Source organism: Agrobacterium tumefaciens (assembly GCF_005221325.1).
Lineage (GTDB): Bacteria > Pseudomonadota > Alphaproteobacteria > Rhizobiales > Rhizobiaceae > Agrobacterium.
The window spans coordinates 2,428,320-2,441,074 of record NZ_CP039888.1; the positions used below are offsets into that span (position 1 = coordinate 2,428,320).

Annotated in this window: 11 protein-coding genes and 1 pseudogene; 6 read left to right on the forward strand and 6 right to left on the reverse strand. The window is 58.1% G+C overall.

Annotated elements, in window-relative coordinates; genetic code table 11:
* Positions 1-3 precede the first annotated feature (3 nt).
* Positions 4-1,236, reverse strand: coding sequence for an MFS transporter (locus CFBP5499_RS12475; RefSeq protein WP_080827121.1), 1,233 nt, complete (start codon positions 1,234-1,236; stop codon positions 4-6).
* A 245-nt stretch (positions 1,237-1,481) separates the two neighbouring features.
* Here CFBP5499_RS12475 and CFBP5499_RS12480 point away from each other — a divergent pair, with 245 nt between their 5' ends.
* The gene (locus CFBP5499_RS12480) at positions 1,482-1,772 is read left to right on the forward strand and encodes a YggT family protein (RefSeq protein ID WP_003492418.1); all 291 of its coding nucleotides are present in this window, start codon (positions 1,482-1,484) and stop codon (positions 1,770-1,772) included.
* A 35-nt stretch (positions 1,773-1,807) separates the two neighbouring features.
* Positions 1,808-2,079: pseudogene (locus tag CFBP5499_RS12485) on the forward strand (DUF167 family protein).
* 5 nt (positions 2,080-2,084) lie between these two features.
* Here CFBP5499_RS12485 and ppa read toward each other — a convergent pair.
* The 4 genes from ppa to CFBP5499_RS12505 form a co-directional block, all read right to left on the reverse strand.
* Positions 2,085-2,618 (reverse strand): inorganic diphosphatase, encoded by a 534-nt coding sequence (ppa, locus tag CFBP5499_RS12490; RefSeq protein ID WP_080827120.1) that lies wholly within the window; start codon positions 2,616-2,618, stop codon positions 2,085-2,087.
* A 159-nt stretch (positions 2,619-2,777) separates the two neighbouring features.
* Positions 2,778-3,284 carry a GNAT family N-acetyltransferase gene (locus CFBP5499_RS12495; RefSeq protein WP_080827119.1) on the reverse strand — a complete coding sequence of 169 codons (507 nt, stop codon included), beginning with the start codon at positions 3,282-3,284 and terminating at the stop codon, positions 2,778-2,780.
* 215 nt (positions 3,285-3,499) lie between these two features.
* Positions 3,500-5,320 (reverse strand): translational GTPase TypA, encoded by a 1,821-nt coding sequence (typA, locus tag CFBP5499_RS12500; protein ID WP_080827118.1) that lies wholly within the window; start codon positions 5,318-5,320, stop codon positions 3,500-3,502.
* Positions 5,321-5,471: 151 nt separating this feature from the next.
* Positions 5,472-7,532, reverse strand: a complete 2,061-nt coding sequence (locus CFBP5499_RS12505; RefSeq protein WP_080827117.1) for a M3 family metallopeptidase — start codon at positions 7,530-7,532, stop codon at positions 5,472-5,474.
* A 329-nt stretch (positions 7,533-7,861) separates the two neighbouring features.
* Between CFBP5499_RS12505 and CFBP5499_RS12510 the strand changes: the two genes are divergently transcribed.
* Both CFBP5499_RS12510 and CFBP5499_RS12515 read left to right on the forward strand, forming a co-directional pair.
* Positions 7,862-8,320, forward strand: coding sequence for a MarR family winged helix-turn-helix transcriptional regulator (locus CFBP5499_RS12510; RefSeq protein WP_080827116.1), 459 nt, complete (start codon positions 7,862-7,864; stop codon positions 8,318-8,320).
* Positions 8,321-8,325: 5 nt separating this feature from the next.
* Positions 8,326-9,522, forward strand: a complete 1,197-nt coding sequence (locus tag CFBP5499_RS12515; RefSeq protein ID WP_175416714.1) for a multidrug effflux MFS transporter — start codon at positions 8,326-8,328, stop codon at positions 9,520-9,522.
* 54 nt (positions 9,523-9,576) lie between these two features.
* Here CFBP5499_RS12515 and CFBP5499_RS12520 read toward each other — a convergent pair whose 3' ends face one another.
* Positions 9,577-10,800 carry an argininosuccinate synthase gene (locus CFBP5499_RS12520; protein WP_080827568.1) on the reverse strand — a complete coding sequence of 408 codons (1,224 nt, stop codon included), beginning with the start codon at positions 10,798-10,800 and terminating at the stop codon, positions 9,577-9,579.
* 315 nt (positions 10,801-11,115) lie between these two features.
* Between CFBP5499_RS12520 and CFBP5499_RS12525 the strand changes: the two genes are divergently transcribed.
* On the forward strand, positions 11,116-11,970 hold the full coding sequence (locus tag CFBP5499_RS12525; RefSeq protein WP_080827115.1) for an SDR family NAD(P)-dependent oxidoreductase: 855 nt from the start codon (positions 11,116-11,118) through the stop codon (positions 11,968-11,970).
* A gap of 130 nt (positions 11,971-12,100) precedes the next feature.
* Positions 12,101-12,748 (forward strand): LysE family translocator, encoded by a 648-nt coding sequence (locus CFBP5499_RS12530; protein WP_080827114.1) that lies wholly within the window; start codon positions 12,101-12,103, stop codon positions 12,746-12,748.
* The last annotated feature ends 7 nt before the right edge of the window (positions 12,749-12,755 follow it).

Genomic DNA, 12,755 nt, shown 5'->3' on the forward strand with positions numbered 1-12,755 from the left:
GTGTCATTGCGGCGCGTCCAGATTGTCGATCTTGCGCAGCTTGGAAAAACCAAGCGCCCAGATGACCGCCACCGCAAGCGTGCCCGCCCCGCCGATGACAACGGCCGGAACCGCCCCCACGACATGGGCCATGGTGCCGGCGCGAAACTCACCCAATTCGTTCGATGCGCCCACGAACACCATGTTCACGGCATTCACGCGCCCGCGCACCTCGTCCGGCGTCCAGAGCGCAATCAGGGTCTCGCGCACATAGACCGACACCATGTCCGATGCACCCATGACCACCAGCGCGGCAATAGACAGCCACGCGGTTTGCGAAAGCCCGAAGACCACGGTGGAAACACCGAAGAGACCGACGCCGACAAACATCAGCAGACCGGCATGGTGCCGGATGGGTCTGAACGCCAGAATGACCGCAACCGTGATGGCCCCAATGCCTGGTGCCGCGCGCAAGAGCCCGAGGCCCCACGGCCCGAGCGTCAGCACTTCCTTGGCAAAGATCGGCATCAACGCGACAGCACCACCCAGCAGGACAGCGAAAAGGTCGAGCGAGATCGCTCCAAGAACGATCTTCTCCTGCGAGATGAATTTGAACCCGGCCAGCATGGTTTCAAGGCTGATCGCTTTTGCCGGGCCGCGTTGTTCCGGCTTGCGGATGGCCACCGCAAGCGTTGCAGACAGGATGAAAAGCACGAACGCCACACTATAGGCGACGGACGCACCGAGGCCATAAAGCAGACCACCGGCAACCGGGCCGAGGATCGACGCCATCTGCCAGGAAGACGAATTCCAGGCGATCGCGTTCGGTAAATCCTCGACGGGCACGAGATTGGGCCCCAGCGACTGGACCGCCGGCCCCATGAAGGCCCGCTCAATGCCGAAGACGACGAGAATGGCGAAGACCGGCCAGGGCGAAAAGCTGTGCGTCAGGGTGAGACTGAGGAGCGCCACAGCACAGAGCGCCGCAATCAGCAGGCATATGGCCATGATGCGCCGGCGATTGTGCCGGTCGGCGACCGTTCCCGTGACAAGGATCAAAAGCAGCGATGGCAGAAACTGGAAAAGACCGATCAGGCCGAGATAGAACGCGTTGCCTGTCACCTCATACATCTGCCAGCCGACGGAAACGCTGACGATCTGGATGGCGAAAGCCGAAAAAAACCGGGCGCTGAAGAAGCGGCGATAGGAACTGTGCCGGAATGCGCCAAAGCGGTTTTCGGCAGAAGGCAGGGACATCGGCTGGGTGCTCGCGAGACAATATGAGAGCTTTGCAATAGAGCGATATGGCAGGAATCACCAGCCCTCAACAGCGGGATGACGAAAAGTGTGAGCGATTTTCGCCTGAAATCCCGCACAAAGCCTTGAATCAGATTGGTCTGATCGCCGGTCGACCAGACCAAAGATCATTACGATCTGGCGGAACACTTGCCGGTTCATGCGTCAATGTCTAAATGTCTAGCAACCAAGATACGGAGATATTGATGCTTGCCCTGTTTCAGACCATCGATCTGGCCTTGAACCTCTATACGTGGGTGCTGATCGCCAGCGCTATTTTTTCCTGGCTTTACGCCTTCAACGTCATCAATTCCCGCAACCAGTTCGTGAACGCCATCGGGAGTTTCCTGGTCAATGTCACGGAACCGGCCCTGCGCCCCATCCGCCGCATTCTGCCCAATCTCGGCGGTATCGATATTTCGCCGATCATCCTGCTGCTGATCATCTTCTTCATCCGCTCCTTCATGTGGAACACGCTTTATCCGATGACCGTTTGAACGGCCTCTGACGAAAACACGATGATCATGTCCGCCTGTCGGTTCGCCTGACGCCGAACGGCGGGCGGGATGTGATCGATGGCGTGGAACAGGATGCGGACGGAAACGCGCATCTGAAAGCCCGTGTCAGCGCCGTGCCGGAAGATGGAAAGGCGAACAAGGCCCTCATTGTTTTGCTGGCAAAAAAATCGGCCTGCCTAAATCTTCAATCACCTTCATTTCAGGCGAAACAGCGCGTAAAAAAATCCTCCGGATCGATACCGACCCGGAGGATTTCGAAAAGCTTTTTAAAAAGCTGGCGGTTTAGGCCTATCAGCCCTGTGCCTTGTAACGCTCGATAGCTTCGATGATCAGCTTCTTGGCGACGTCGACATCCTGCCAGCCGCCCATCTTCACCCACTTGCCGGGCTCCAGATCCTTGTAGTGCTCGAAGAAATGTTCGATCTGCTTCAGCGTGATTTCCGGCAGGTCGGTGTAATTGTGGACCTTGTCGTAACGGCGCGTCAGCTTCGGAGCCGGAACGGCGAGGATCTTCTCGTCCTTGCCGCCATCATCTTCCATGATCATCACGCCGATAGGGCGGACATTGATCACGCAGCCGGGAACCAGCGGACGGGTGTTGCAGATGAGAACATCGATCGGGTCGCCGTCGTCGGACAGCGTGTGCGGCACGAAGCCATAGTTACCCGGATAGGTCATCGGCGTGTAAAGGAAGCGATCGACGATCAGCGCACCGGCATCCTTGTCCATCTCGTACTTGATCGGGTGTCCCCCCACCGGCACTTCAACGATGACATTCACGTCATCCGGCGGGTTCTTGCCTATGGAAATTGCATCGATACGCATTCGCTTCCCTCATTCGACGGGTTGGATTTGGTTTTCGATACTGGGAAAGTCGCCGCATTGCAACACGGCTTTGGGCGCATAGGGCAGAATGAGCGATTTGAGGCCATAGCGATAACGCATCGCCCGCCAAGAAATGAAACCGGTGCTAAAATTCCCCCGTCAGTTCCAGACGAAACCGACCTTGCGTAACGACTTGCCGCCGAAATCTTCCATGCCTTCGGCAATGTCGCGGCCGCCATGCGAACGGAAGAACCGATTGGCGACGTCACTGTCTTCGAGGCACCAAACGACGATGCCATTGCAGCCAAGCGACGTCAGCAGCCTGCGGGCCTCCGTGAACAGCAGTGAGCCGAGCCCAATGCCCTGATATTCCGGCCGCAGATAAAGTTCGTAAATCTCGCCGTCATGCGGCAGCCCGCGTGCGCGGCTCAAGCCCAGCGTCGCATAGCCTGCAACCACACCGGCCACTTCCACCACCAGCATGGTGGCGGAACCTCGGGTCGCCTTCTTCCACCAGCCTTCACCCCGGCGCTCGAGCATTTGCGTCAACGGCCGGTGCGGGATCAACCCCGCATAGGCCTGTTGCCACGAGAGACGGTGCGCCTCGGAGATGGCGCGCGCATCATGCGGCTCGGCACGGCGAACATCGATGGATAACGTTTTCATAACGCGATTCTGGCCCCGGCCACGGAAACTTGCCAGTCATAAAGGTTAACGCCGGCAGGCTTACCCACAGCCTATTCATGTGGACGACCAAGAAAAATTAACGCATCCTTAACCTTTCGCACAAGCTCCTTTCGACTCATGCACACATAAAAACGAAAGCATAAAAAAACCCGGCTCAAGGCCGGGTTTTTCAAATTCGTGACGACTAACCGCAATCAGATTGCGAGCTTGGCCTTTTCAAAGCGCTTGCGGTCGTTTGCATCGAGGAACATCTTGCGCAGACGGATGGACTTCGGCGTCACTTCCATCAGTTCGTCTTCCTGAATCCAGGAGAGGGCGCGGTCGAGCGTCATGCGGATCGGCGGCGTCAGCTTGACGGCTTCGTCCTTGCCGGCGGCGCGGATGTTGGTCAGCTGCTTGCCCTTCAGCACGTTCACTTCGAGATCGTTGTCGCGCGTGTGAATACCGATGATCATGCCAGCGTAAACCTTTTCACCCGGCTCGATGATCATCGGGCCGCGATCTTCCAGGTTGAACATGGCGTAGGCAACAGCTTCGCCCGAACCGTTGGACAGGAGAACACCGTTGACGCGACCGGCAATCTGGCCCTTGAAGGGCTGATAGTCGTGGAACAGACGGTTCATGATGGCCGTACCGCGCGTGTCGGTCAGCAGTTCCGACTGGTAGCCGATCAGACCACGGGTCGGAGCGTAAAACTTCAGACGAACGCGATTGCCGCCGGAAGGACGAAGCTCGGCCATTTCAGCCTTGCGCTCGGACATCTTCTGAACGACGACGCCGGAATGCTCTTCATCGACGTCGATCACGACTTCTTCGATCGGCTCCAAGAGGGTGCCGTTCTCATCCTTGTGCATCACGACGCGCGGACGCGAAACGGCAAGCTCGAAGCCTTCGCGGCGCATGGTTTCGATGAGAACCGCCAGCTGCAATTCGCCACGGCCGGACACGAAGAACGAATCCTTGCCTTCGGCTTCTTCGATCTTCAGCGCGACGTTGCCTTCGGCTTCCTTGAACAGACGGTCGCGGATAACGCGGCTCGTAACCTTGTCGCCTTCGGTACCGGCCAGCGGGCTGTCGTTAACGATGAACGACATGGTAACGGTCGGCGGATCGATCGGCTGCGCGGTCATCGCCTCGGTGACGGACGGATCACAGAAGGTGTCTGCGACAGTGCCCTTGGAAAGGCCGGCGATGGCAACGATGTCGCCCGCATGGGCTTCTTCGATGGCCGTGCGCTCGATGCCGCGGAAAGCGAGGATCTTGGAAATACGGCCGTTTTCGATCGTCTTTCCGTCCTGGCCAAGCACCTTCACGGCCTGGTTCGGCTTGATCGAACCGGAAGCAATGCGGCCGGTGATGATGCGGCCGAGGAAGGGGTTGGCTTCGAGGATCGTGCCGATTAGACGGAACGGACCTTCTTCAACCTTGGGCTCCGGAACATGTTCGAGAACCAGATCGAGCAACGGTGCGAGACCCTGATCCTTCGGACCCTCCGGGTTGACGTTCATCCAGCCGTCGCGGCCAGAACCGTACAGGATCGGGAAGTCGAGCTGCTCGTCGGTGGCGTCAAGGTTCGCGAAAAGGTCGAACACTTCGTTGATGACTTCTTCATGGCGGCCATCCGGACGGTCGATCTTGTTGATCGCGACGATCGGGCGAAGACCAACCTTCAGCGCCTTGCTGACCACGAACTTGGTCTGCGGCATCGGGCCTTCGGAGCTGTCGACCAGAACGATCGCGCCATCCACCATCGACAGGATACGCTCGACTTCGCCGCCGAAGTCGGCGTGGCCGGGGGTGTCGACGATGTTGATGCGAACACCCTTCCACTCCACCGAGGTCGCCTTGGCGAGAATGGTGATACCGCGTTCCTTTTCGAGGTCGTTGCTATCCATCACGCGCTCTGCAACGCGCTGGTTATCGCGGAACGAGCCGGACTGCTTCAGAAGCTCGTCCACGAGCGTCGTTTTTCCATGGTCAACGTGCGCGATGATCGCGATGTTGCGAAGTGCCATTGTTCAAAATCTCTGAGGTTGGGCGCTATATTGATGAGAAACGCCAATTTAGTTTGGCGCGCTCATAACCTTTTTTTTGCAAATGCGAAAGGGGGGGCTCATGTCATAAGCCCCCTGCGCTCAGTTTCTAGCTGAGAATTATGACAGTCTTTTATAGGAGACCGCGCTTCGAAAGCATCGCATCCGGGCTTGGCATCTTGCCCCGGAAGGCGAGATAGGCCTCCTCCGGATCGATTGAACCACCGACGGAATAGATATTATCCTTCAGTCGCCGCGCCATCTCGCCGTCAAAGGCATTGCCGGTTTCCTCGAAAGCGGCAAAGGCATCGGCGTCAAGAACTTCCGACCACATGTAGGAATAATAGCCGGCGGAATAACCATCGCCCGAAAACACGTGCTGGAAATGCGGCGTCGCATGCCGCATGACGATGGATTTTGGCATGTTGAGGCCAGACAGCACCTCGCCCTGAACCACCATCGGATCGGCGACGCTGTCGCGGGTGTGGAACGCCATATCGACGATCGCCGAGGAGGTAAATTCCACCGTGCTGAAACCAGCATTGAAGGTCTGAGCGGCCAGAACCTTGTCCAGCAACGCCTTCGGCATCGGCGCACCGGTTTCGTAGTGGAGGGCGTATTTTTCCAGAATTTCCGGCACCGTCAGCCAATGTTCGTAAAGCTGCGACGGCAATTCGACGAAATCGCGCGAGACACCGGTTCCAGACACCGAGGGATAGGTGACATCGGACAACATGCCATGCAAGGCGTGGCCGAATTCATGGAACAGCGTGCGTGCATCATCGAGCGAAAGCAGCGCCGGCTTACCCTCCGCCGGCTTGGCAAAATTGCAGACATTGTAGATGATCGGAATTTCACCGACCGTGCCGTTCTTCAGCGGCAGCTTGTGCTGCGACTGGAACGAACTCATCCACGCACCTGATCTTTTGGAGGGACGGGCGAAATAATCGCCGAGGAACATGGCCTTCAGATCGCCCTTGTCGTCGCGGATTTCGAAAGTCCGCACATCCGGGTGATAGCCTGCAACGCCCTTCACTTCGACCGCATGAATTCCAAACAGCCGCCCTGCCACATCGAAACAGGCTTCGATGATCTTTTCCAGCTGCAGATAGGGCTTCAATTCCGCCTCGGAGAAATTAAACTTCTGTGCCCGGAGCTTTTCGGCATAATGCCGCCAGTCCCACGGCAGCACCTCATGGTTCTTGCCTTCCGCGGCAATGATGGCGGCAAGTTCAGCCTCTTCCTCGCCCGCCCGCTGAACGGCCTTTTCCCAAACCTGACCGAGAAGACCGTTTACCGCGTCCGGTGTCTTCGCCATCGTATCATCCAGCTTATAGGCAGCGAAATTCGCATAACCGAGAAGCTTTGCCTTCTCCTCGCGCAGTTCAAGCGTGCGGCGAACGATCTCGCGATTGTCGGTCTCGCCGCCATTCTCACCCCGCGCCACCCAAGCCTTAAAGGCCTGTTCGCGCAGGTCGCGCCTTTCGGAAAAGGTCAAGAAGGGCTCGATGATCGAGCGGGAAAGGGTAACGGCAAATTTGCCGTCCTCGCCATGTTCGCGGGCGGCCCCTGCCATCGCATCTCGCAGAAAACCGGGAATGCCCGCAAGCTCTTCTTCGGTGGAAAGCAAGAGCTTCCAGTTCTTTTCATCCGCCAGCACGTTCTGCCCGAATTTCGCGCCGAGACCGGCAAGCTCCTCATTGATCGCGGCCAGCCGCTCCTGCCGATCCCTGGGCAATTTGGCGCCGGAGCGCACGAAACCCTTCCAGTGCCGTTCGAGAACGCGGCTCTCTTCGCCCGTCAGCCCAAGCGCCTCGCGCTTTTCCCACAACGTGTCGATGCGCTTGAACAGCGCCTCGTTCATGCCGATCTTGGAATAATGCCGTGACATTTTCGGTGCGATTTCCCGCTCAAGAGCCTGGATCACAGCATTTGTATTGGCGCCGGCCCTGTTCCAGAACAACGATGAAATACGTGAGAGATCGTCACCGGCGATTTCGAGTGCGGTCACGGTGTTTTCGAAACTCGGCGCCTGCGCATTGCCGGCAATCGCATCGATTTCCTGTTCGTGGGACGGAAGGGCGGCATCGAAGGCCGGCGCGAAATCCTCATCCTTGACCGCATCGAATTTCGGCAGACCATTATGACCGTTCCAGTGAACGAGTGCAGGATAAAGCGCGGTCTTCAATGGCATTTCATCTTCCTTGTGCAATTCCGGTTCAAGCCCATATGGGCACGCCTCCACTACCAATTCAATATGCCGGATGGTGACAGACGATACGGATTTCGACCTTGCCAGCCATTTCCTGTGCCGACCGAAAATACCTTCTTTATCGGCAGGGTGGACGAGGGGGAATAAGGGCCTGAGGCCTGTCTTTTTCGCTTCGGCGTAGCAATCGACTATATTGCCGAATATCCAGCACTTGAACTGACGCATGTTTTACTCGATTTTCGACAATATGATTTATGCACCATTGATTATCGCCCGGAATTTAGTAAGGCTGACTTACGAAAAGGCGAAGCATGGGCACGAAACGCGAAAAAGATTCACTGGCATTTCTGCTGAACAGCGGCGCACGCCTGCTGAACAGTGCTTTTGAGCGCCGAATTTCTGAAGCCGGACTGGGCCTGACCCCCGGCGAAGCCCGCGCATTGCTGACGGTTGCCGTCGTGGATGGCAGCAAGCAGTCGGATATTGCCGCCCGTCTCGGCATCGAGCCCATGACGATCTGCGCCTATCTCGACAAGCTGCAATCCCTCGATCTTATCGAGCGCCAGCAGGACCCGCAGGACAGGCGCTCGAAACGCATCGTGCTGACGAAAAACTCCACCAACATGCTGGAAGCCGTGCGTCAGGAAATCGATGAACTGGTCCGTCACGCCACGCGGGGCTTGAACGAAGAAGAAGTCGCGCTTTTCCGCGACTTCCTGCAGACGCTTCGTGACAATCTCCAGCCGGAACAGCCGGGCCAGAGCTGCTGATCGCAATGCCGCCAGAACCGATCATGTCGACAAAACGCACGGCCATTCTCGGCGCGTTGCTGACGGCGCTGGCGCCGATTTCAATGGCGATCTATACGCCCGCCATGCCGGAATTGACGAGGGTTTTCGCCACGAATGAATCCGCGATAAAACTCAGCCTCTCGCTTTATTTTGCCGGTTTCGCCGTGGCGCAACTGCTCGCCGGACCTGCTTCCGATGCCTTTGGCCGGCGCAAGGCGAGCCTCGTTTTCCTCTCGGTCTTTCTGGGCGGCGGGCTGCTGGCGATTTTTGCCCCGACGATAGAAGTATTGCTCCTCGCCCGGCTCATTCAGGGCATTGGCGCCTCCGTCGGCATGACGGTGGCACGCGCTATCGTCCGCGACCAGTTTACCGGCGCGGAAGCCTCCAGCATCATGAACCTCATCGGCATAATGCTGGCCGTCGGCCCAGCCATGGGGCCGACAATCGGCGGGCTTTCGCTTGCAGCTTTCGGCTGGAAATCGGTGTTTTTCCTGATGGCCGGTCTCGGAGCCGTCGGCATTTTATCCGTCATGGTTTTCCTGCGCGAAACGACGGTCCCAGACAACAGCCTGATCCGCCCCCGCCAGCTCCTATCGGCCTACGGCACCTTGCTGACCGAACCACGCTTTCTTCTCGCCGCCCTCGTGCTCGGCGGCTCCATCGGCGCGCTTTATGCGCAGGCCACCATGCTGACCTTCATCCTTATCAACACGGTCGGCATGACACCCACCGCCTTCGGCATCGGCATGCTGATGCAGACCGGCGCTTATTTCTTCGGCTCCATCGCGCTGCGCTACATCACACCGCGACTGGGTGATCGCCGTTCGGTCATGCTCGGCCTCTGTTTTTCGGGAACAGGCGGTCTGCTCATCATGCTGTCAGTCTTTCTGATACCGCCGTCCTTCCTGTCCATCATGGGGCCCGTGGCGGTCGCAACGGTCGGTATCGCCTTGCTGACACCCTCGATGGTAACGGCGGCGCTTGCCCCCTTCCCGCATATTGCCGGCTCGGCATCGGCAATGATGGGCTTTATCCAGATGGGATCTGGTTTTGCGGGCGGCGCTGCCGCCTCGCTCATCGGTTCGCCCGTGACCGGCTTCGGCATCATCATCCCGGTGATGGAATTCACAGCCGTTGCCAGCTACATCGGCTTCCGCATCGTCTCCAGAAAAGAGACATGAAAAAACCCGCCGGCGTCACCGCCCGCGGGTTTCATTATCCTCACGTCAGCAGAATTACTTGCTGAGGTTACGCTTGGCGAGCGTGCGCAGGCGCAGGGCGTTGAGCTTGATGAAGCCAGCCGCATCCTTCTGGTCGTAAGCACCGTGGTCGTCTTCGAAGGTTACCAGCGCATCGGAATAAAGCGACTTTTCGCTCTCGCGGCCGGTCACCATGACATTGCCCTTATAGAGCTTCAGCGTCACTTCGCCTTCCACATGTTCCTGGCTCTTGTCGATCAGCGCCTGAAGCATTTCGCGCTCCGGCGAGAACCAGAAGCCGTAATAGATGAGTTCGGCATAACGCGGCATCAGGTCGTCCTTGAGATGCGCTGCACCCCGGTCGAGCGTGATGGATTCGATGGCGCGGTGTGCGGCCAGCAGAATGGTGCCGCCGGGTGTTTCGTAAACACCGCGCGACTTCATGCCGACGAAACGGTTCTCGACCAGATCAAGACGGCCGATGCCGTTTTCACGGCCGTAATTGTTGAGCGTGGCGAGAAGCGTCGCCGGCGACATTTCAACGCCGTTGATGGAGCAGGCATCGCCCTTGCGGAAACCAACCTTGATGACGGTTGCCTTGTCCGGAGCCGCTTCCGGGGAAATCGTACGCATGTGCACGTATTCCGGAGCTTCCACCGCCGGGTCTTCCAGAACCTTGCCCTCGGAAGAGGAGTGCAGCAGGTTGGCATCGACGGAGAAAGGCGCCTCGCCCTTCTTGTCCTTGGCAACCGGGATCTGGTTCTGCTCGGCGAACTGCAAAAGATCGGTCCGGCTCTTGAACGACCAGTCGCGCCAGGGCGCGATGATCTTGATGTCAGGGTTCAGGGCATAGGCCGAAAGCTCGAAACGGACCTGGTCGTTGCCCTTGCCGGTGGCGCCATGGGCGATGGCGTCAGCGCCGGTCTTCTTGGCGATCTCGATCAGGTGCTTGGAAATCAGCGGACGGGCAATCGACGTGCCGAGCAGATAGACGCCTTCATAAACGGCGTTGGCGCGGAACATCGGGAAGACGAAATCACGCACGAATTCTTCGCGGACGTCCTCGACGAAGATTTCCTTGATGCCCAGCATCTCGGCCTTCTTGCGTGCCGGCTCAAGCTCCTCGCCCTGACCGAGATCGGCGGTGAAGGTCACGACTTCAGCGCCGAGTTCCGTCTGAAGCCATTTCAGGATGATCGAGGTGTCGAGGCCGCCGGAATAGGCGAGAACGACTTTCTTAACGTCTTTCGGGAGTGCCATAATGATGTCCATCTGCATGATGACGGCATCAGGGCACCGCCATTTCCTTGGGATTTCGGCACTTTTACAGTGCAACCCGAAATGTGTGAAGCGATTTTCCGTGAGATAAGCGACAAAACAATTGATGGGCGCGCATGATGATGAATGGCGAACGGTCCCGCCGACGGGAACGAAGCAATTGTCACATGCATTTAGAAAATTCGCGCTTTATCATAAAGCGGCGCGATCGACTTGAAGACCGTGAATGAAGCCACTCAGGTTCAGGCAACGTTGCAAACCGCTGGAAACAGCAGAAACGACGCGAAGGAGAAACCTATGACGACCATCCACCCCGCATTCAAGGAAGATAATGTCGCTGTCATAACAGGTGCGGCATCCGGCATAGGACTTGCCGCCGCCCGCAAATTCGCCGGTTTCGGCATGAGCGTGGTGCTCGTTGATCTCGATGGCGAAAAGCTCGCCGCAGCACATGCGGATATTCTGACCGTCGCGAAGGACGGCGAAGCGCAGATCGTCGCCATCCCGACCGATGTATCGAAACTCGATGAGCTGGAGGCACTGGAGCGCGCCGTGATCCAGCGTTTCGGGCGCGTCCACGTTCTCATGAACAATGCCGGCATCCAGCCGGGCAGCGCCATCTTCGGACCGCAGGCCAACTGGGAAAAGATTATCGGCGTCAATCTGATGGGCGTCGTGAACGGCAGCCGCGTCTTCGGCCAGGGCATGATCGCCCATGGCGAACCGTCGCTCATCATCAATACAGGTTCGAAACAGGGCATCACCACGCCTCCGGGTGATCCGGCCTATAATGTCTCGAAGGCCGGTGTGAAAACCTTCACGGAAGCGCTTCAGCACGAATTGCGCAATGTGCCTAACACCGCGGTGTCCGCCCATCTCCTCATCCCCGGTTTTGTCTTCACGGGCCTCACTGCCCATGGCAGAACGGAAAAGCCTGAAGGCGCATGGACCGGTGAACAGACCGTCGATTTCATGGTCGAAAGCATCGGCCGCGGCGATTTCTACATTCTCTGCCCGGATGGCGAAGTGGATCGCCCGACGGATGAGAAGCGCATTCTCTGGGCAGCCCAGGACATCGTCCAGAACCGCCCGCCGCTCTCACGCTGGCACACGGAATATTCCGCCGCCTTCACCAGCTTCCTGAAAAACTGAAGTTCCAACCGCCGTGCGTAGAAGGGCGCGGCGGCTATTCTTCCCGCAGGCGCGTCGTCGCGCAAAAACATTGGCAGAAACACGAAACCGCGTTAAGCAACGGCAGTCTCCAGATTTTACGGGTGCCGCGATGGATTTCGTTCCAAGCCTGCCAACATTGATCGCCTTCACCATCGCCATTCTGCTTCTGGCGGTGACGCCGGGACCTGACATGACGCTCTGGATCAGCCGCTCGCTGCGTGAAGGCCGGGCGGCGGGCTTCATGACGCTGGTGGGGACCAATATAGGCATCACCGTGCACACGATGCTGGTCGCCTTTGGTGTAGCCGCCCTCATCGTCGCCTCGCCGACTGCCTTCACGATTTTGAAAACCGGTGGCGCCGCCTATCTGGTCTGGCTCGCTATACAGGCGATCCGCAAAGGCTCAGATTTCGTGATGGTGAAAAGCACCGGTGAAAAGGCGCAAGCCTCCCTGACGTCGGCCTTGCTGAACGGTATCTGGGTCAATCTGCTGAACCCCAAGGTCATCATCTTTTTCATGACCTTCCTGCCGCAATTCGTCAGCGCAACCGATCCGCATGTGACCGGCAAGCTGATCTTCCTCGGCATCTGGTCCATCATCGTGGCGCTGCCGATCGGTATCGGCATCGTTGTCGCCGCCGATGTTCTCTCCGCCTGGCTGCAGCGCAACCGGAAGGTTCTGCGCGGGCTGGATTATACCATCGCCGGCGTCTTCTCGCTTTTTGCAGTCAAGATTTTCTTCACGCAAACGCGCTGAGGGCAAA

Excerpts from the sequence above, each read along its gene's own strand:
- CFBP5499_RS12510 (WP_080827116.1), top strand. The coding sequence starts at position 7,862 with ATGGGCACGAAACGCGAAAAAGATTCACTGGCATTTCTGCTGAACAGC.
- CFBP5499_RS12480 (WP_003492418.1), top strand. The coding sequence starts at position 1,482 with ATGCTTGCCCTGTTTCAGACCATCGATCTGGCCTTGAACCTCTATACG.
- typA (WP_080827118.1), bottom strand. The coding sequence starts at position 5,320 with ATGGCACTTCGCAACATCGCGATCATCGCGCACGTTGACCATGGAAAA.
- CFBP5499_RS12505 (WP_080827117.1), bottom strand. The coding sequence starts at position 7,532 with ATGCCATTGAAGACCGCGCTTTATCCTGCACTCGTTCACTGGAACGGT.
- ppa (WP_080827120.1), bottom strand. The coding sequence starts at position 2,618 with ATGCGTATCGATGCAATTTCCATAGGCAAGAACCCGCCGGATGACGTG.
- CFBP5499_RS12525 (WP_080827115.1), top strand. The coding sequence starts at position 11,116 with ATGACGACCATCCACCCCGCATTCAAGGAAGATAATGTCGCTGTCATA.
- CFBP5499_RS12475 (WP_080827121.1), bottom strand. The coding sequence starts at position 1,236 with ATGTCCCTGCCTTCTGCCGAAAACCGCTTTGGCGCATTCCGGCACAGT.
- CFBP5499_RS12520 (WP_080827568.1), bottom strand. The coding sequence starts at position 10,800 with ATGGCACTCCCGAAAGACGTTAAGAAAGTCGTTCTCGCCTATTCCGGC.
- CFBP5499_RS12530 (WP_080827114.1), top strand. The coding sequence starts at position 12,101 with ATGGATTTCGTTCCAAGCCTGCCAACATTGATCGCCTTCACCATCGCC.
- CFBP5499_RS12495 (WP_080827119.1), bottom strand. The coding sequence starts at position 3,284 with ATGAAAACGTTATCCATCGATGTTCGCCGTGCCGAGCCGCATGATGCG.
- CFBP5499_RS12515 (WP_175416714.1), top strand. The coding sequence starts at position 8,326 with ATGCCGCCAGAACCGATCATGTCGACAAAACGCACGGCCATTCTCGGC.